Source organism: Paenibacillus sp. DS2015, assembly GCF_050433705.1.
Taxonomy (GTDB): Bacteria; Bacillota; Bacilli; order Paenibacillales; family Paenibacillaceae; genus Paenibacillus_AQ.
In genome coordinates, this window is the sequence record NZ_JBNPWS010000004.1 from 261,356 (window position 1) to 281,819 (window position 20,464).

Consider the following 20,464-nt stretch of genomic DNA (forward strand, 5'->3'; position numbering starts at 1 on the left):
TAAAGAAACAAAACCAAAAACAACATCCTGCATACACTATATATCTACCATCAATGACTTCAAAAAAAGCTAAACGGCCGGTCCTCGGAAAACTCAGGATTCGGCCGCTATGTAAATATTCCTATATCATGTTCCACAAAAAGTTCGGTAAGGAAGCGCTGATTCTACAGGTAGAGTTGCATAAACAGCCTGTTCTGGTGAATGTGCATACGGATTAGAAAGAGCCTCAAGTAGTTGCTCCATGACACTGTAATCTCCACATTTCACTGCGGCTTCTAGAGCTTCTTCTACCCGATGATTTCGAGGAATAATCGCAGGATTACTGTTTCGCATCAACTCATGTGTTGCGTCTTTGGATTCTTGCTGCCTTCCTAGTCTCTTCTGCCACAACGTATACCACCCAGTAAATTCTGGCGTGCCAGACAGAACCGTATCCTCTACCTTATTAAAGGTTAAGGCAAGGAAAGTATTCGTATAGTCTGCTTGATACTCCTGCATTATACTTAGGAGATCTTTGATAAGCGAATCATCCTGTATCTCTTCGTTAAATATGCCAAGCTTCGCTCTCATTCCCGCAATCCAAGTATCATAATACAACGTAGCATATTCTTCTAACGCACCCTGAGCCAGTTCGATGGCTTCAGATTGATTGTCATGAAGTAATGGCACAAGGGCTTCCGCAAATCGTGTAAGATTCCAAACCCCAATATTAGGCTGATTTCCATAGGCATAACGACCTTGTCTATCAATGGAACTAAACACCGTTGCAGGATCATAGGTATCCATAAATGCGCACGGACCATAATCAATCGTTTCTCCACTAATAGCCATATTATCCGTATTCATTACCCCATGAATAAAGCCAACTAATTGCCATTTGGCAATCAACTTAGCCTGACGTTTGATGACCTCCTGAAGTAAATGAAGATAACGGTTATCATCCTCCTCAACATCTGGGTAATGCCGTTGTAATGTATACTCTGCGAGAACCCGAATATCTTCAACATTTCCCGATTGTAAAACATATTCAAAAGTACCTACGCGCAAATGACTAGCAGCCACGCGAGTAAGAATGGCACCTGGTAAATCATTTTCACGAATGACGGATTCACCTGTTGTCACCACCGCTAGGCTTCGAGTCGTAGGAATTCCAAGCCCATGCATGGCTTCGCTAATGATGTATTCACGTAGCATCGGCCCAAGTGAAGCTCGACCATCCCCTCCGCGGGAGTAAGACGTTCGACCTGAACCCTTTAGTTGTATGTCCAACCGCTCACCTTGAGGAGTTATCTGCTCACCAAGTAAAACAGCCCGCCCATCCCCTAACATCGTGAAATTCCCAAATTGATGACCTGCATAAGCCTGAGCAAGAGGTAAAGCACCCTCAGGAATTCTGTTTCCAGCAAGAACCGCAACGCCTTCTTCGCTCTGCAATGCCTTGATATTTAATGCTAAGGATGTTGCCAACTTCTCATTGAGAATAACTAGTTGTGGAGATTTTACAGGCGTTGGATCAATACGGGTAGAAAACAATTGGGGCAGACGCGCATAACTATTATCCAAGTTCCAACCTGCTTCTAATCTTCCATCTCTCTTTGTCATCGCGCATAACCTTCTTTTCGTTATTTTTTTGAATTCTATGGCATTCTATACAGCTAAGTTAAACACAAAGCCTAATTTATCGACAATACTTCTTTTACATACCCCGTTAACTCTTTCGCTGCTTTTTCGTGGGCTAATCTTCCAGGATGACTTCTTGCACCTACCGTTTCATCTGTCATATTGGGAAGTTGATAAACCGAAACCTTCTGATCTCCCGTTTTCTTAATATAAGAATCTACTCCACGGTAGATCGCTGGCATCATCGATGCACCTAGCATGCCATATGCCCATATGATATATGCCTCTTTATTATATTTTCTAAGCTTAATAAGAAATTTATCGACTGCTTCCTCAAAGGATGTTAAGTCTCCTTCATTATACGTGCCATCTTCGTTTATCGCTGTTTATACATCTTCCCTGTTACTTCATCGTTCCACTCTGGTGAAAGAAAAGCTCCCCCGTCGTTTGATCCGAGATTAACCACCACAACGTCAGGTTGCCACGACTCAAAATCATTTTCTTTTAATGCTCCTAAACTGCCAACAATTCTCCATCAAATTTCACGGCATGGATCTGTAGCGAGCAATCAGGGTCTTCACTCATCCATCTAAATACACACACCCAATACCTTCCTGCTGTCAGCATTTGTCTACTTACAGGAGCAGAGTTAATCACAATGCTAATCCAAGGCTCATAACTATCTTAATCCGCCTCTACCTCAATCCATAGTTCAGACCCCTTGCATTTAATTCAATAGCACTTTCTGTCCAAAAAAGAGCCAATGGGAAAGACACCTTGTTGTTCTACCATGAACCATTAAATTGTCGATATCAGATAAGGTCTGTACCTTTAATCTTTCATTTGTCTTCATTCGTGATTCTCCTCATTTGTTACTCCGTTTTTCGACACGAAAGGCAGCTGAAAGCTGATACGTTCAGCGTAACATCTATAGAGCGAAATAAAAAGGAGACCCCTATGTCAGAGGTCCCCCCATCCGGAATACTATTCGATTTCGGATCATCAAATATTGATTGTTTTTCTAATCGTAGATGGTATTATTTCAAGGAATCCAATAGACTCTTCAATTGCGGGTCAAGGCTCAATGCATTCATAATGATCGTTAATGCTTCCGCTCGTGTAGTACTACTCTTCGGCTTGAACTTACCGTTTCCTGTGCCATTGATAATTCCTGCTTGAGCAGCTTCCTTAATGCTCGCTGCTGCGAAGGAATTGGACAAGTCGGTGAACTCGCCTTTCGTGCTATCCTTCGAAACCGAGTCAAAGTTCAGAATGCGAGTTAGCATGAGCATCATCTCTTCCCGGGAAATAAATTGGTCTGGATGGAAGGTCGAATCTGCATAGCCTTTAATAACCCCCGCTTGAGCAAGCTTCAGAATCGCATCACTTCCCCAGTGACCTGTTATATCCGTAAACGACGAATGCGTTGCCGTTCCTGACTGGATATTAAACACTCGTACCATGAATGTCGCAAACTCGGCTCGGGTAATATTGCCGTTCGGAATAAACTCTCCTGTGCCATTTCCTTGGACGGCACCAAGCTTTACGAAAGCCAGGATGGCCTGTTCTGCCCAATGTCCTTTCGTATCTGAGAACTGCAAGGAGATTGGAGACTGATTCGCTTCTTCCAGTTTGCTCTCCAAGAATGAAATTAGCTTGGAGATATCGATGATACCGCTATTAAACACATTTGCTCCTGCAGGCGTCGGATCTACCGGCTTGGAAGGCTCAGGAGTCGTTGGCGTTGTTGGCGTTGGCGTTGCCGGAGTTGGAGTGGTTGGCGTAATCGGACCCGTTGGAGTGGTTCCCGTCACCGCAGTAAGCGAAATGGTTCCCGTGCTTACGCTCTGTCCCGCCGTTACCGTCACGGTCGCTGATCCATTGTTATAACCCACACTGCTTACGTTGACCGTCTGACTTCCTGGCGAGATGTTGGTGAGTGTGAATTCACCCAGAACATCTGTAGTGACACTAATTCCGCCGATAGATACGCTCGCTCCACTAATCGGACTATTACCAGATCCATGCACAATACCCGTTACTGTTCCTGTTGTTACCACCTCAGTAAGTGTTATCGTTCCCGTGCTAACGTTCTGTCCCGCCGTTACCGTCACAGTCGCCGATCCGTTGTTATATCCAGCGCTGCCTACAGTGATTGTCTGACTTCCTGGCGAGATGTTGGTGAGTGTGAATTCACCCAGAACATCTGTAGTGACACTAATTCCGCCGATAGATACGCTCGCTCCACTAATCGGATTGTTGCCAGGTCCATACACAATACCCGTTACCGTTCCTGTTGTTGCCACCTCAGTAAGTGTTATCGTTCCCGCGCTAACGTTCTGTCCCGCCGTTACCGTCACAGTTGCTGATTCGTTGTTATAACCCGTGCTACTTACGGTGACCGTCTGGCTTCCTGGCGCGATTTTGGTGAGTGTGAATTCACCCAGCGCATCTGTAATCACACTGATTCCGCCGATAGATACGCTCGCTCCGCTAAGAGGACTATTATTAGATCCATGCACAATACCCGTTACCGTTCCTGTTGTTGCCACCTCAGTAAGTGTTATCGTTCCCGTGCTAACGTTCTGTCCCGCCGTTACCGTCACGGTCGCCGATCCATTGTTATATCCCGCGCTGCTTACGGTGACCGTCTGACTTCCGGGCACAATGTTGGTGAGTGTGAATTCACCCTGCGCATCGGTAACGTCACTGATTCCACCGATCGATACGCTCGCTCCACTAATCGGACTATTGCCAGGTCCATATACCGCACCCGTTACCGTTCCTGTTGTTGCCACCTCAGTAAGTGTTATCGTTCCCGCGCTTACGCTCTGTCCCGCCGTTACCGTCACGGTCGCTGATTCGTTGTTATAACCCGTGCTACTTACGGTGACCGTCTGGCTTCCTGGCGCGATTTTGGTGAGTGTGAATTCACCCTCCGCATCGGTAACGTCACTGATTCCACCGATCGATACGCTCGCTCCACAAATCGGACTATTGCCAGGTCCATATACCGCACCCGTTACCGTTCCTGTTGTTACCACCTCAGTAAGTGTTATCGTTCCCGTGCTAACGTTCTGTCCCGCCGTTACCGTCACAGTCGCCGATCCGTTGTTATATCCAGCGCTGCCTACAGTGATTGTCTGACTTCCTGGCGAGATGTTGGTGAGTGTGAATTCACCCAGAACATCTGTAATCACACTGATTCCGCCGATAGATACACTTGCTCCACTAATCGGACTATTGCCAGATCCATGCACAATACCCGTTACCGTTCCTGTTGTTGCCACCTCAGTAAGTGTTATCGTTCCCGCGCTTACGCTCTGTCCCGCCGTTACCGTCACGGTCGCCGATCCATTGTTATATCCCGCGCTGCTTACGGTGACCGTCTGACTTCCGGGCGCAATGTTGGTGAGTGTGAATTCACCCTGCGCATCGGTAACGTCACTGATTCCGCCAATAGATACGCTCGCTCCGCTAATTGGACTATTGCCAGATCCATACACGACGCCTGTTACCGATCCTGTTGTTACTACCGTTACTTCGAAGGAGTCCGTAACAACCGCGCCTTGCGAATTTATAGCCGTTGCCGTAACCGTTACCGTACCCTGTGCAATCGGCGTTAGCAATAGCTGATTCCCACTCACCTGAGTTGTTAAAACCGCCGGATTACTTGAGACAGCGGTAATCGTCAAGGGCTCGCCCGCAGGATCGGTGAACGAGGAGGTAAGATCGATGCTGTACGATCCATCTGCTATATTAATCATCTTATCAGAAATCTCTTGAACCGTAGGCTGGTAGTTGCGCAAGAAGGGGTAAGTAACGCCCTCCTGAATCGCCCACACGTTAGTAAAGTCCCAACCCGCGTATGTGAGTTGACTCTTCATCTCTGTCGTAGTCTTCGGAGTACCACCGGAGTTATTATTGATCGAACCACCAACCGTGGAATCCCAGAAGGTCGCCAAGACCGTACCCGGAGACCCACCCCCAACGCTGCCGCCTGGGTCACTAGTATCAAAACGTGGATAATATTGATTCACATCATCTTTTACGGTTCCCACAAAATAACTATAGGAGATGCTGCCATCATTCGTTCCGGCAAGGCCCCCGATTCGACCATTTTCATAGAAGGCATATCCGGTTTGCCCTACGTCCACTTGAGCAAGGGAATTTTTAATTGTCGCCCCTGCTGCATTATACCCGACCAATCCACCATCCTCTCTCGAATTAGTATAATAAGTTTGAATACCAGTAACCTTAATCGTACCGGACACGTGACAATTCTCAATTTCACCCCAATTGGTTCCAGCTATGACTCCTGCTTTGCCTTGAACATTATTAAGTACTCCTGAAGCAGAAGGAATAGCAAAATCCGCATGCAGAATCCCCAGATTTTTGACGATACCTCCAGCAGCAACAGTACCGAACAATCCAATGTCCAATTTGTATTGAGTAATCTTCAGATTTTTAATATAATGGCCTGCTCCATCTAACGTTCCTGAGAAATTGCCGATCGGACTCCACTCGTAATTACTAAGATCGATGTTAGCGCCAAGCTTGTAGTGTCCGTTCTGCTTCGTATTCATATAGTACAGTTCTTCAGGCGTTGTAATGATATAGGGAGAAATGGAAGTCCCATCACCGACAGTAGGAACTACACCTACTAAAGGCGCCGCCTGAGCAGCAGTCGGAACTAGCGCGACCATCGGGCTGATGATCATCGCCGCTGACAGGGTCTTGATGACCCCTTTTTTCCATAATTGTTTCGGTTTATCTTTCTCTTCAGCGCTTATAAATCTAATCATGTCGTTGTACCGGATCAAGTGTCATTACCTTCCCTTGAATCCGGATTCCTCCTCTACTGGTTTGAATTTTTATAACGTATTTTCATTTACTTTTCAGAGAATGAATAGTCTCTCCGATCAACTCTCCGCACCTCTTGAACCATCCCTGGAATAAGAAAAGAAGTGCGGGGCGAATAGTCCGAATGAAGCACGTACAGGTGGCCGTTGCCGTTATGCCTTTCCTCCCTTCTCAGGAATACAGAGCCCCCAATTACAATTTGATCGTCCGAGAGGGATAATCCCCTTGTAAAGTGCTGGGACTCGAACACGACCTTTCCGTCTGCCTTTAACGATTGATGGGTCGAGTCGCAATGATAGCTAACGCCTTGATGAACAATTAGATTATGTGCGCAGGATGAACCCGTAACGATTCGCTCTATAACATTGAAGTTAGCGTCTACCTTCAAGATTTCACTGAGCCTTCCGGTTTTGACCGTTTGATTATGACAGACCAAATGGATGGCTCCATCGTGCTTATAGATGGAATTGATATGACCATAATTTACAGATTCCTCCTTGTCGACTAATTTGCCCAGAGGATAATATTCAACCCAACACTCTGCTTCGAAGCTCCACTTAATAATTCGATTATTCGGCGTATCGGTTATCATCAGACTGCCGTCGATCATGTCGATTTGATGGATCCATCCTGGCAGATCAGCGAATGCGATTTCTGCTTTCGTGTCCATTTCCTGATCGAAGCCTTCATTCAACTTTAAGATCCGGCCAACCTTTCCAACAGACTCATAGACATACCACGAAAGTCCATCGCGAGTGATTCCATAAAAATTACCGCGTAACAGTAACGTGAGTGCACAGTCGCGAATAAGAAATAGGCCCCTGTTGGTAGCGATCAGATACGTTCCTTCGACATCCACTTCGGAATAAATCGTTTGCCTCTTGGGCAACAGCATTTCAACCTTACGTTCACTCACTTCTATCTGCTGTGCGTTGACCATCTACTCCTCCTCCTTTCCCTTCTAGTAAATTCGGCAAAGCTTGCCCAAGCATCCATTCCCCTATTTGCCTCGTCAGATGCCGCTGCATTTCCGCGAACTGCTCATAGGCTGCGTGACGGAACATACGGATGGGATCCTCTTGTGCATACGTTTGATAGTGGACACTCCACATCAGATCCCTCAGTCTCTCCAAATGACTTATCCAATGACGATCAAGCATCTTCAAATACCGTTTGTGCCACACCGGTATGTAATGTTTAAGCCTGGGCGAATGGAGCGCTTCCTGCCAGTAGGATGGCCATCGTTCCAGATCTATTTCTTCATTTAATGAACTAGGCCGCATATCAGATTTGATATACTCTACAACATGTTGGTTCAGAATGGATCTGAGTGAGCCTCTCTGCCACAGCTCGTTCCGATGGGTATAGATCAGTTGACGTTGCTCGCCCACGATCAAGTCGATGCGTGCTAGATAAGTACGCATCTCTTGCCCGCGATTCTCTGCTCGACATTGGGCTTGCCTAAAGAGGAGCTCAGGTCTCTTGCGATGCATATCATTCTCGTTCACGTATCGAAGGATAAGCTCATCTTCCAAAGACACAATGAACTTTGAACGCCCGGGTTCACCCTGTCGTCCCGCTCTTCCGCGCAGCTGATCGTCGACCCGTCTGCTCTCGTGGCGTTCCGTACCGATGACATAGAGCCCTCCTAATTCCGCTACCCCTTGTCCAATCCGAATATCCGTCCCTCTTCCGGCCATATTGGTGGCGACTGTAACCGCCCCATTCTGTCCAGCATTCGCAATAATCTCCGCTTCCTCCCATTCGTTCTTCGCATTCAATAGCCGGAATGGAATCGCCTCTCGCTCTAATTTATGAGCCAGCTCTTCCGATTGCGCGATCGTCATCGTGCCGATTAAGACGGGCTGACCAACCTGATGACAGCCTTTGATTTCCCGGAGAACGGCTTCCCATTTCTCACCCTTCGATGGACAGATGAGATCGCGCTCATCCTGCCGTCGCACCGGCTTTGCCGTCGGAATAGCGGAGATTGCTAATCCATATTGGCGTCCGACTTCTTCTCCGTCCGTCTTGATCGTTCCCGTCATCCCGCTTACGCGTTCATACAACGCTAAGTATTGTTGAACCGAAATCTCTCCCAGTACGCTATTCTCCATGGATAGAGGAATTCTCTCCTTTGATTCAATCGCTTGGTGCAGACCCTCGTTGAATAGACGCCCTTCTAACACTCTTCCAGTAAATGAATCGATAATCTTCATCTGTTGATCTTCGACGATATAATCAGAGTCTCGTTTCATGATGAAATGTGCCTGCAGACTCTGATCCAATATATGTAAGACATGCGCATTCGCAAGATCAAATAAATGACCGATACCGAGCGCTCTCTCTGCCCGTTCAATACCTGAATCGGTTAAGCTTACCTGCTTCGTCTTGTAATCCAAATCATAGTCATCATTGATTTGGAAATTGCAGACCAAATCGGAGCAAATCGCATACCATTCCGATGGTTCCTTGTTCCGGTCGGCAATAATCAACGGTGTCTTCCCTTCGTCGATCATTATGCTGTCCGCTTCGTCCACTATCGCATAAGGTAAAGCTCGCTGTACCCTTTGCCTGCCGTCATAAACAAGATGATCTCTTAAATAATCGAACCCAAATTCGTTAAAGATACCATAGGTAATCGCTTGCTGATATACTTGTTTCTTCGATTCCACATCAATACCGCTTCCATTCAACCCGACGCTTAAACCTAACATTTCGTATACAGACTTCATATGCTTGTAATCGCGCTCAGCCAGGTAGGCATTAGACGTCATCACATGTACGCCTTTGTTCTGAAGAGCATACCAACTCGCCGGCAACGCCACGGTTACAGTCTTGCCTTCTCCCGTTGCCATCTCTACGATATGCCCCTGTGCCATTCTGAGGCCCCCGGTGAGCTGTACATCATGCAACTCAAAGCCGTGTACCCGTCTTACTGCTTCCTTCACGGCAGCGAACAACCGGTACATCCGATCTTCATCGTTTAATGTCATTGGGGCGTTCTCACGTAATTGACTAACGAAATGGCTAAGCTCCTCGTCTCGGACATGCTGTAGTGCATCACCATATTGTGTGATTAGGTTCAAATACCCACTCGAATTCGCTCGATTCCAGAACCTTCTTGTTAAATTTCCGGAGAGTCCCATATGCCCATCCCCCCAGATACCTCTCTAATTTGCATGGGTGATTTGTATTGAATGATCTTCGACACGCATTCATCTAAGGAGAGCTTATCTGTCTCCAAGATCACATCTGGACGAATAGGCTCTTCATAAGGAGAATCGATACCCGTAAAATGCTTAATTTGTCCGGCTCTCGCTTGTTTATAGAGGCCTTTCGGATCTCGCTTCTCACACACTTCCAAAGGGCATTGAACATAAACTTCCATGTAGGAATCCCCGATGAGAGAACGGACCTTATCACGTGTGGAGCGGTATGGAGAGATCGAGGCTACGATCACATTCAGGTTCGCATCAAGTAGAATCTTGCCAATCTCGCCAATTCTTCTACCTACTTCCAACCGATCCTCTTCTCTGAATTGAAGATCCTGATTAATTCCTTTCCTTAGAACATCTCCGTCCAAAATATAAGAATTTTCAATAAGCGGTCTCAATGCCTCCGCAAGCGTTGATTTACCTGAACCAGACAGCCCTGTTAGCCATATCATTTGACTCATTGATATATACCTCTTCCTGCTAGATTCTATTGTTAAAAGGGTCACTCTTTAGTGACCTGTTCACCCACCATTAGAATGACCCTCATCTTAATATGACTTTACTCATCTCTTGAGCATTGCTCTACTAACAAATACATTAGCTATATCTAATATAAATAGCATTTTTTACGTATGATAGTGACTGTTGTCATCAATATTGTCATGTGACAAATTGGAATAAAATGTTTTATTATGCTCTATTTTGTACAACTTTATCACTTTTCCTTTGTTAAAAACATCCCCCGTTTGGGGGGGGGGGGTATAGATAAATGGAGAATATTTCTTGCTCACTTGGATTCCGATTCTCCTGTTTAAGGGTAAGGATTATGTATAGATGACCTCATATATACACAAAGCCACTCCTTTCAATTTCGAATGGAGTGGCTTTGATAGATCCAAAGAATTAACTATAGAGCCTTTCTTTTCCGTTTAGACCAAGCGTCTGCGCTGTTGAAGTATGAATTTCTTGCAGAAGCTCTGGATTTTCCTCTAGTGACAGCCCATAGGACGGAATCATTTCTTTTATTTTCGGTTCCCACTCTTTCACATGTTGCGGGAAACATTTTTCTATTAACTCAAGCATCACGTGAACGGCAGTAGAAGCACCCGGAGAAGCACCAAGTAATGCAGCTATCGAGCCATCAGCAGCAGTAACAAGTTCCGTACCAAATTGGAGTGTTCCTTTACCACCAACTTCAGTATCTTTGATAACTTGGACACGTTGGCCCGCTGCCATGATATCCCAATCCTCGGTTTTGGCATTGGGAATAAACTCTCGCAACTCTTCCATACGCTTTTCATTTGATAACATAACTTGCTCGATCAGGTATTTGGTCAATCCCATCTCTTTAACCCCTGCCGCTAACATCGTGATGATATTATTCGGTTTTACGGAACCTATCAAATCTAAATTTGAACCTGTTTTTAAGAACTTGGGTGAGAATCCGGCAAACGGTCCGAACAGTAATGATTTTTTGTTATCGATATATCTTGTATCAAGATGCGGAACAGACATTGGCGGTGCACCCACCTTAGCTTTACCGTATACTTTTGCATGATGCTGCGCTATCACTTCCGGATTGTTACACACCATAAATAGTCCACTTACCGGGAATCCTCCAATGTGTTTGGATTCAGGAATACCCGTTTTTTGTAGTAAAGGTAGACTTGCGCCCCCACCGCCGATAAAGATGAATTTTGCCGTATGATATTCGATTTTACCGCTATCGATATTATTTACTTTCACTTCCCACGAGCCGTCGCTAGCACGTTTAATATCCTTAACACTATGCTTGTAGTTTATCTCGACGTTTTTACTCTTTAAGTGGTCAAACAAAATACGTGTTAAAGTCCCAAAATTGACATCCGTTCCAGAGTCGATTTTTGTAGCGGCTATCGGTTCATTCGATGTACGGCCTTCCATGATCAGCGGAATCCATTCCTTCAGTTTCTCAGGGTCATCAGAAAATTCCATCCCTTGAAACAGGGGATTGTTTGACAGCGCTTCAAATCGTTTTTTCAGAAAAGCAACATTTTTCTCCTCTTGTACTAAACTCATATGAGGTATTTGCATAATAAAGTCCTGCGGATCACTTATCAGCTTGCTGTTTACAAGATAAGACCATAACTGTTTGGAAAGTTGAAACTGTTCATTAATTTTTATAGCTTTGCTAATGTCTATAGATCCATCAGATTTTTCGGATGTATAGTTAAGCTCACACAGTGCAGAATGCCCCGTACCCGCATTATTCCATTCGTTAGAGCTTTCTTCTCCTGCATTTGTGAGCTTCTCAAACACTTTAATTTCCCATTCTGGTGCTAGTTCTTTCAGTAATGATCCCAATGTCGCGCTCATCACTCCGGCACCAATTAAGATAACGTCTGTTTTTTTTGGACTGTTGCTCATTATGACCTTCCTTATCCCTTATATTTGCAAAAATATGTAGGCGCTCCTGCTTAGGTGAAACAAGAACCCCAGCGCGACCTAGGAACACAACGTTTCTGTCTCAATTATAAGCATATCATAATCTGTTGTAAGCATATCATAATCTATTATAATTATTTTCAGATTAAAATATCTACTATTATCTAATAATTTCAAAGGAATGATTCGTCTGGAATCCTCAATGGAGCTCAAAAAATAGTCCACTTTGTAAGCTAGTATTGCCCTAGAAGACCCTTCTTCATGGCTATTTTCTCGCAGCGTTGAAAAACAACGAGCCCTAAAATCAAATATACCAGCGAATTTAATAATAAGACCCCGTAATCTGACAATGGCAATTGTGTCAACGTCAGGTCCTCTATCATCACCGTTCTGACCATATTCACTCCTTTGACGAATGGGGCGAATGCTAGAAACGGAGCTACAGTTAACGGAACAAATACAAGCCCCATCAACACAAATTGAAAAATCTGTAAAAACGCTTCAATTTGCTTCACAATAATAGCTAACCCAGCAATCATAAAGCTAATACCTACCATACTTATCATCGTAACTACAATGATGGGGATCGTTGTCATGGGATTAAGACTCAACCACTGTCCAGAGGTTAGCATCGCACCAAAAAGCAAGAAAACCATAATAACAGACTGTAAGCCAAATTGCCCAATGATCCGCGTAAGCATGATTTTCCACACACCCATGGGAGACATATATATTTGTTCTAACGTTCCACGCGTCGCTTCTGTTATCACCGAAAATCCAATAAAGTTCATCGTCATCATCGTTAAGCTCCAAAAGACTACACTTACAATTGAATATTGAACATTCGTATCAAAACTGGCTGGATCACCTATGAACATAATTCCAAAAAATGCAGCCAGAAATATAATATAAAAAGTGAATACTAACGCAATAGTATTCGGTAGATAACGTTTCATCTCAATATATTCCTTACGAAAATTAGCATTGAACAAATGGAGCCATTTCATGGGTCTTCCCTCCCTTAACAATCTGAATAAACACTTGTTCAAAGTCGATGGTTATACGATCAATACTTTCCACCATCGTTCCTTCCTCTTTCAGAACGTCGAACAACTCGTAGATGTCCTGACTGTGCTCTAAATTCACATCCACGATAGTTTCATGTGGGCTTGCTTTATAAGTACTTAGAGGGAATCTACTCAACAGTTTACTCTCCTGTTCTACGCTTAACTTTTCACCCAACTTTATTGAATATGCCCTTGTTTCAAATAACTTAAGTAAATTCTCCACCCTGTCGTCAATCACAACTTCACCTTTATTTATGATAATGGCACGGTCACATAACTCCTGAACGACGGGCATGTCATGTGAACTAATAATAATCGTGCGTTTTTCTTCTTTAACTATCGTTTTTAAAATGTTACGTAATTCATAACTAACCTCAACATCCAAACCGAGCGTTGGCTCATCCAGCAAGATGACATCTGTATTAGCTAATAGTGCTACAGCGATTGCCAGCTTTTGCTGCATCCCCCGAGATAATCCATTGACAAGCTCATTCTCCTTTTCCTTAAGGTTGAATTGCTCTAATAATTTATCCACTTGATAGGCGACTTGCTTCCGAGAGCAACCCCGATTACCCGCGAAATATTCTAGGTTTTCCCGGACAGTAAGACGCCAATATAGATTTCGGTTCCCTTCTAATACAGCACTAATATGCTCTAGAGCTTTGAGTCTCTTCTTACAAATATCTAAGCCATTAATATATATAGAACCAGCATCCGATTCCAACAAACCACAGAGCATCTTTATCGTTGATGTTTTCCCAGCACCATTGGGCCCTAATAAACCGAGAACCTCTCCACGATTCACATCAAAAGAAACATCACGAACGGCATGTATCTTCTCTTTCGTTTTTCTTTTCCCATACACCTTGCTAATACCCCGTACTTCTATAATTTTCTCCACCCTATAACCATCCTCTCCCGTACGATATAAAAAGTGATTCAATTGATTTATCTATTTATTTTATTCTAGTATCTGAATTTAATTAACGGGCTTCAGATGGATACTTTCTCCGTCTGAGGAAGGAGATTTGTATTGGTTGTGTTTGTACAAGTAACGACGAAAAACCCCATCTCTTTGAGATGTGGCTGGAATCCTATTTATATTTGCTTAAGCTTGCATACACACCCTAATCATTTAATCCCTCTCCATTGAGAATTTTCTGCGTATATTTTTCAACCCTTGAAGCTCGAGTTTTGGATTGTTTGGCTTCAGATAAATAATGAATGTATGCTCTTTGCCGTCCAGGCGTCAATGCTTCAAAAGCAGTTTTCAATGCAGGGATTTCATCGAATTTATTTTGAAGTTCTTCAGGGATGGTGAATGCTTCATTCTTTTTAAAATCCACTTTCAACCCGGCTTTTTCAACGTCCATGGCTTCATGAATATAGGCTTTCAAGATCGTTTCCATTTCAGCTATTTCTAGAACATTAGTGAACCGAATCTGGCGCCCCGCTTGTACCTTCTCCGTTTGTTGGATTAGAATGCCCTGGGGATCCTGTAACAAGGCACCTTTGACAAACAGAAGCGCACAGTATTCTTTAAAGCCATGTATTAAAACGATGTTTCCTTTCTGAAACGTGTAACAAGGAACACCCCACTTCAATTCTTCGGTCAGCTGACAGTCAAGAATGGTCATTCTCAATTTCTCGAATTCTTCCTGCCACTTTTCGGCTTTACTGAAAAAAAAAAAAAACTCAACCTTAGGATTCATACTACTATTTGTCATCTGGGCCCCCCCTCTTCATCATCATAATATTGTGTCTATACCCTCATCAACTAATTGCTTTACGATATTTGAACATCTCACCAGTCCTGAATAAATTGTCTCCCATCATTTTACCATAGACAAACCTCATGTATTGATCATGCTGTTATCTTGGTTATTTTTCCCCTTTTTGCTTCTAATAGAATACAGAATGAATAATAAAATAAACCACAACGGGGTACACAATAGCGCCGGACGGGTCTCTCCAGCGAACAACATAATGATGAGAATCGCAGCAAACAACGTTAAGACCACATAATTAATGGCCGGCGTGAACGGTGCTTTGAATTTGGATTTAGCCTGTAAGTCCGGACGGGTTTTCTTATACTTAATATGGCATATAAGTACAATGCCCCATACCCATATGAAACAAATGGCGCTTATCGTTGTCACGATTCCAAAGGCCTGCTCCGGAATGAGTTTACTCAAAAGAGCACCCACGGATATGACAAACGTAGAAATAAATAATGAGTTCGCTGGTACATGATTTTTATTCAGTTTGCCAAAATGAGGGGACGCTTGGTCCTTCCTACTCAAGTTAAATAGAATCCGGCTTGTCGAGAACATCCCGCTATTGCAGGCGGAAGCGGCTGAGGTTAATACAACGAAATTAATAATCCCCGCAGCAATTGGAATCCCTACTAGAGTAAAGGTTCTCACGAATGGACTTTCTGCAGGACTGAGCTGCGTCCACGGGTTAATGCACAGCAGGACGAAAAGAGCACCAACATAGAAAAATAGAATCCGCAGAGGAATTTTATTAATTGCAGATGGGATATTTTTTTCTGGATTCGCTGTTTCCGCTGCCGATACACCCACTAATTCCACACCAACATAAGCGAATACAACCATTTGAAAGGAAAGTAAGAAACCTGAAACGCCGTTCGGAAAAATGCCCCCGTGTTCCCAGAGGTTTCGTATCGTCACCGATCCTGCATCCGTCTTAAAACCCATAACCAGTAAAACGATCCCAAGGCCAATCAAGGCGAGAATCGTGACTACTTTGATTAATGCAAACCAAAACTCGAGTTCTCCAAAACTCTTGACGGTCAATAGATTAAGTCCTAACAAAATGACTAGACAGGCGATGGCAGGGACCCATTGCGGGATATCAAACCAATACTGCACATATACGCCAACGGCAATGACATCAGCCATAGCGGTCATGATCCAGCAAAACCAATAGGTCCAACCCGTGATGAATGCAACCCGAGATCCAAGGTAGTCTTCTGCGATATCCGTAAACGATTGATAACCCGCTTTAGATAATAGGAGTTCTCCTAGTGCTCTCATCACAAAAAACACTGCGATGCCCACAATTAAATACGTGATCATGATGGATGGGCCTGCCTTTTCTATCGCCTTGCCCGATCCCAGGAATAATCCTGTACCAATGGTTCCGCCGATAGCAATAAGTTGAACATGCCGATTAGCCAGCTCTCTCTTTAATTCTGGTTGTGCCATACTTAGTTCCCCCTTATGAATACACTAATATAAAAAAAAGAGATTGGATGTCATCCAATCTCCCAGTTCATAAGAATATCAAATATATATTTGCCCTGATAATGGCGATCAGCATAACAAATACATATTCAGTACTCTTCTGTCCTTTTGCCTGAGATTGTGAACCCTTCGGCGCCGCGGAATTCCCGCGGTCTCTCCAGAAGCTGCTCCTGCTATAGTGTGACCCATAGCAATCATAGCTTGTGATTTATGAAGTTAATTAAACGGTGATACTGTTGTGATATTCTACCATATTACTTGGATGTGAGTATATGATCAGTGATAATAGTCTCTTTGTATTGTACGGCAATGATTGACTAACATCTTACATGTTTTCGTTTGAAGCCGAGCTTCCCTCTATCTGCCACCTTTTGAATATTAACCGAAGCGTTCAAGAACTTGCCTTTTGCGCTACCGGGATTGACTTCCACCGGGCCAACTTCCTCCACGATCTCGACCGCCTTATCATGAAGCGGCAGATAGGATACTCCCACAGTGTACATGAAATTGTTCATCGCGTATTTCGTGCGTTCAGGGGCATCATGAATCGTATTTTTTACAAGTTCCAACATATCAGCTATTTTCCCTTCGGAAAATTCACTGTCCGGACGATTTCCAATTAGCCAGCAGTAACAGTTCCAGCCCGCAGACATTTTGAGTTCTTCCCCGCTTGCGAGCCACTTATCGGATACTTCTTGCGCAATATCTGTTTCTGCCAAAGTTACTGCCACCACAAAATCTGATAACATATAAAAATATGCCCCATCGATCCAGCGTTCAAAATCTGCCTCAGTCATGGCTTTCGGGTCCGCGATCACTCCGGCAAAATACATGGCGTCGTAATTCCCTGTAGCATAAAGCTGCTCGGCCAATGGTTGATTGCGTTTGATTTTCCTAAAGATGGGCTTCATCTCACCTGTAGCCACGCCAAACAGCGGTTCGTGCGCACCATTGGATTGGTATATCTTCTTGGTGCGTTCCTTGCCAAGAGCTTCAAGCTCTTGCATGACCATTTCTAGATTCATTGTTCGCACTCCCTTTTTTAATGCTTTTCGTTAGGGATTAAGCCATCTTTACTTGAATATATCATAAAACCGCAAGGTTCATACGGTAAGCCCCGGTAGCTATATTGTATTTTGAAGTCACCCCTAAAAGTTAGACAAGGTTATATAATTAGGCGACTTGTTGGGTCATTTGGCTTCTCAGCCTGGAAGTTGCGTTCTAATATGTTCGGTGTGATTTTGCCAATCGTTCCTTTATATGAACGATATTTCTTCATACGTACCAAGCACTTTAATTCCAATACCTTTCAAACGTTGTACCTTTTTATGATTCACATGGTGCCCACGATTCAGTAACTCGTCGCGAATGCGACGATAACCATAACCCCCTCATGCTCCTCATAAATCGCTTGAATAACGTCTTTTAGCTCCTTATCTCTATCTGGCATACCAAAACATTTTTACCACGTAATAATACGTGCTACGAGGGATATCTGCTAGCTGTTGGAGTGCTTTCACCGAAAACTCGTTCCTTAGTTCATAGACTACTTGAGCTTTGTCTTGTTTGTACAGACCCTACTACTAACGTTTGATTCTTCCGTTTATTAGATTTTTTTCAAGGATGAGCCCCCTTTTTCTTTGGTTGTGTGGCGTCCATTCCATGTAATTCTAAGCATCTTCGCCAGCTTAAAATGGTACTATGACCATATTCGCAGCCGTTTCTCTAACAGACATCCCGAATTGGTTCATATAATTAAGTACGTCTAGTTTAATCTGTGCAGGGTATGATGTATTGCCCTTTTTAAAAGCTTCTTGCTCATATTCTCTTATCCAATTTGAAAAGACAGAATGATGTAGCCCTATGGATTTTGCGTTTCTTTTCAAACTGTCTGATCCCTTTTGGTAACGTACAATGGCTTGGATTTTGTCATCTGTACTGTACCTGGTCATAAAAAAACTGCACCTCCAATAGTTAGATGGTGTCTAACAATTGGGGAGCAGTTCATAATAAGGTGGTTTATTAAACTAGCGTTATCCGATACTTGAATCATTATCAGCTTGTGATTCACAGCACAAATTTCTCAAGAGCAACAGCAACACCATCGTTATCATTTGATTCGGTAATGTGTTTCGCACAATTTTTCAGCTCAATTATCGCGTTTTCCATAGCGATCGGAAATCCGCACTTATGGAATATTCCTAAATCGTTAAAGTCATCCCCGAATACCATTACATTTTCTGACTTCACCCCGATATCATTAAGCACCCATTGCACAGCTTCTTCCTTTGAGGCTGATTTTTGCATGATTTGAATCAATACTCCTCCATCGGTTGCGATTACGTTCACATGGTCGCCGAATTGCTCGATAACATCCCTCCATGTGCTGTAATCATGAACCAATATTTTGGTTGGGGATAGTGAACTAATAAAATCCTTATTAACAACCGCCGGTTTAGGATCATTTGAACGGATGCCGAAATGACCAAGTTGCGAGTCGGGAATTGGTGTACACGTATACCATGAGTCATTGACCTCGTATGAAATTATCGATTGAGGTGCATGTAATTCGATGAAATTGTTAATCTGTTGGCTAATCTCCATTGGAATACTAATGTGCCGCTGAGTTTGCTTAGACTTGCATGTTATTAGAGCACCATTGTAATAAACCAAGTAGTCTACAAAAGGAAAATTGTTTACAAATTGATTAGCCGCTCTAGGCGGTCGCGCCGTGGCAACAATAATATGAATTCCAGAATCAAAACATCTTTTAACAGTCTGATAATTTCTAGGTGATATGGATTTGTCACTACCGAGCAATGTTCCGTCCAAGTCTAATACAATTGCCTTTATGTCCGACATCTTTATCTCTCCTCGCAAGTAATTCTTCCAATAATATCCTAAATTCAGGAGAGATGCTAGACTCACTATTAAATTAATCTGAGCCTATGATTTAGTATCCTGCCCGTTACTCAACTTTTCCAGATTAACCTGGTCGAATTTGGTGGACAGCCAAAAGTAGAGGGTGGTTTTCGAGGTGAAAACAAGCAAAATATCGCAATGTAGACTTCTAAAACCACGCCAGTAAAGATTTCAGAGTGTTCCATAGTGTACAAAAACGTAGTCTTTTCCACTCATCCCTGCTTCAAGGCGGTGGCGATCACAAAATGACCGAACAAGAATATACTTATTCGGTCATTTTGTGTTAAATAGTTAACCAATGTCGCTCATTATTAAGGCACTCTCCGATTCACCACTATTTGTGATACGGTTCACCGCGATGTCCGTAACGGCAAGTTACTTTTGAGCATCAAGTATAAACATCGATGCATCTTGTCCCATGAATATTTTACTTCCGGTATAAAAAGTTTTGGATTGAGTATTCTCATACCCAATTTTCGTCATCATGTCGGTTAATTCATCTTGATGGAATCCGTTATGAACAATATCTGAAACGATATTTTCATTTTTATTACAATCTACGATAAGCAAATATCCTCCTTCATTGAGAACATCAAATAATCTTGATAAAACGAATTCATAATCATCAATATGAAGTAGAACCTGAGACATAAAAATACAGTCTGCACGTAAATCCGATAAACCTTCCCTTTCAAAATCAAAGCATAATGTATCTGCATTCTGAATATTGAAATCGGAAATTTTATGCTTAATTTGATTAATCATGTTTGATGATGTATCCAGAAAGAGCATGGAATGAAAATCGTTTAGCAAGTTCATACCGAGAAGACCAGTTCCACACCCAAAATCGATAGCACTCTTACTTTTAGCGTCAACTAAATATTCACGAATGGCATCTGATGATACCGACCCAAGATAGAAGACATCTAGGTGGCTGTTCCATTCTGCCTATTCAAAGAATAAGAAAGAGGTCTTAAAAATCCGTGTCGCGTGTTGCCTTTACTCCCTAAAATACAAAACGAGCCTTAGAAGCGATTCTAATATGATACAATGACATGATAAGATAACGACAGTCCGAGGA

The 20,464-nt window shown here is 43.3% G+C and carries 15 protein-coding genes, 1 pseudogene and 1 riboswitch; all 16 genes and pseudogenes read right to left on the reverse strand.

From position 1 onward, the window contains the following. Window positions 1-126: 126 nt before the first annotated feature. The 16 genes and pseudogenes from J2T13_RS06280 to J2T13_RS06355 all read right to left on the reverse strand — a co-directional run bounded on the left by J2T13_RS06280 (window position 127) and on the right by J2T13_RS06355 (window position 20,274). Window positions 127-1,602 carry a protein adenylyltransferase SelO gene (locus J2T13_RS06280; protein ID WP_429369391.1) on the reverse strand — a complete coding sequence of 492 codons (1,476 nt, stop codon included), beginning with the start codon at window positions 1,600-1,602 and terminating at the stop codon, window positions 127-129. 71 nt (window positions 1,603-1,673) lie between these two features. After that, window positions 1,674-1,880 carry a hypothetical protein gene (locus J2T13_RS06285; protein WP_429369393.1) on the reverse strand — a complete coding sequence of 69 codons (207 nt, stop codon included), beginning with the start codon at window positions 1,878-1,880 and terminating at the stop codon, window positions 1,674-1,676. 467 nt (window positions 1,881-2,347) lie between these two features. After that, window positions 2,348-2,473, reverse strand: coding sequence for a hypothetical protein (locus J2T13_RS06290; protein WP_429369395.1), 126 nt, complete (start codon window positions 2,471-2,473; stop codon window positions 2,348-2,350). A 184-nt stretch (window positions 2,474-2,657) separates the two neighbouring features. After that, window positions 2,658-6,425 (reverse strand): carboxypeptidase regulatory-like domain-containing protein, encoded by a 3,768-nt coding sequence (locus J2T13_RS06295; RefSeq protein WP_429369397.1) that lies wholly within the window; start codon window positions 6,423-6,425, stop codon window positions 2,658-2,660. Between the two features lie 86 nt (window positions 6,426-6,511). Continuing rightward, window positions 6,512-7,423, reverse strand: coding sequence for a hypothetical protein (locus J2T13_RS06300; protein WP_429369399.1), 912 nt, complete (start codon window positions 7,421-7,423; stop codon window positions 6,512-6,514). After that, the gene (gene secA2, locus J2T13_RS06305; RefSeq protein ID WP_429369401.1) at window positions 7,392-9,632 is read right to left on the reverse strand and encodes an accessory Sec system translocase SecA2; all 2,241 of its coding nucleotides are present in this window, start codon (window positions 9,630-9,632) and stop codon (window positions 7,392-7,394) included. Before secA2 ends, J2T13_RS06300 begins: the two co-directional genes overlap by 32 nt. Next, window positions 9,611-10,207 (reverse strand): adenylyl-sulfate kinase, encoded by a 597-nt coding sequence (gene cysC / locus J2T13_RS06310; protein WP_429369403.1) that lies wholly within the window; start codon window positions 10,205-10,207, stop codon window positions 9,611-9,613. The genes secA2 and cysC overlap by 22 nt, the downstream gene beginning before the upstream one ends. 397 nt (window positions 10,208-10,604) lie before the next feature. Beyond that, complete coding sequence (locus tag J2T13_RS06315; RefSeq protein WP_429369404.1) at window positions 10,605-12,107, reverse strand: malate:quinone oxidoreductase; 1,503 nt, start codon at window positions 12,105-12,107, stop codon at window positions 10,605-10,607. Window positions 12,108-12,358: 251 nt separating this feature from the next. Further along, window positions 12,359-13,132 (reverse strand): ABC transporter permease, encoded by a 774-nt coding sequence (locus J2T13_RS06320; RefSeq protein ID WP_429369407.1) that lies wholly within the window; start codon window positions 13,130-13,132, stop codon window positions 12,359-12,361. Continuing rightward, window positions 13,104-14,093, reverse strand: coding sequence for an ABC transporter ATP-binding protein (locus J2T13_RS06325; protein ID WP_429369409.1), 990 nt, complete (start codon window positions 14,091-14,093; stop codon window positions 13,104-13,106). The genes J2T13_RS06320 and J2T13_RS06325 overlap by 29 nt, the downstream gene beginning before the upstream one ends. A 226-nt stretch (window positions 14,094-14,319) precedes the next feature. Then, on the reverse strand, window positions 14,320-14,919 hold the full coding sequence (locus J2T13_RS06330) for a YdeI/OmpD-associated family protein (protein ID WP_429369411.1): 600 nt from the start codon (window positions 14,917-14,919) through the stop codon (window positions 14,320-14,322). Window positions 14,920-15,045: 126 nt separating this feature from the next. After that, the gene (locus J2T13_RS06335) at window positions 15,046-16,422 is read right to left on the reverse strand and encodes an amino acid permease (protein WP_429369413.1); all 1,377 of its coding nucleotides are present in this window, start codon (window positions 16,420-16,422) and stop codon (window positions 15,046-15,048) included. A 129-nt stretch (window positions 16,423-16,551) separates the two neighbouring features. Continuing rightward, window positions 16,552-16,632, reverse strand: a riboswitch (glycine riboswitch). Window positions 16,633-16,778: 146 nt separating this feature from the next. Then, window positions 16,779-17,486: a DNA alkylation repair protein gene (locus J2T13_RS06340; RefSeq protein WP_429369415.1), complete on the reverse strand. Its 708-nt coding sequence runs from the start codon at window positions 17,484-17,486 to the stop codon at window positions 16,779-16,781. A gap of 167 nt (window positions 17,487-17,653) precedes the next feature. Beyond that, window positions 17,654-18,413 (reverse strand): annotated as a pseudogene (locus J2T13_RS06345) (IS3 family transposase); the annotation flags it as partial. Window positions 18,414-18,528: 115 nt separating this feature from the next. Continuing rightward, window positions 18,529-19,323: a Cof-type HAD-IIB family hydrolase gene (locus J2T13_RS06350; RefSeq protein ID WP_429369416.1), complete on the reverse strand. Its 795-nt coding sequence runs from the start codon at window positions 19,321-19,323 to the stop codon at window positions 18,529-18,531. Between the two features lie 435 nt (window positions 19,324-19,758). After that, a complete protein-coding gene (locus J2T13_RS06355) occupies window positions 19,759-20,274 on the reverse strand; it encodes a class I SAM-dependent methyltransferase (RefSeq protein ID WP_429369457.1) in 516 nt (171 codons plus the stop codon). Window positions 20,275-20,464: the final 190 nt, after the last annotated feature.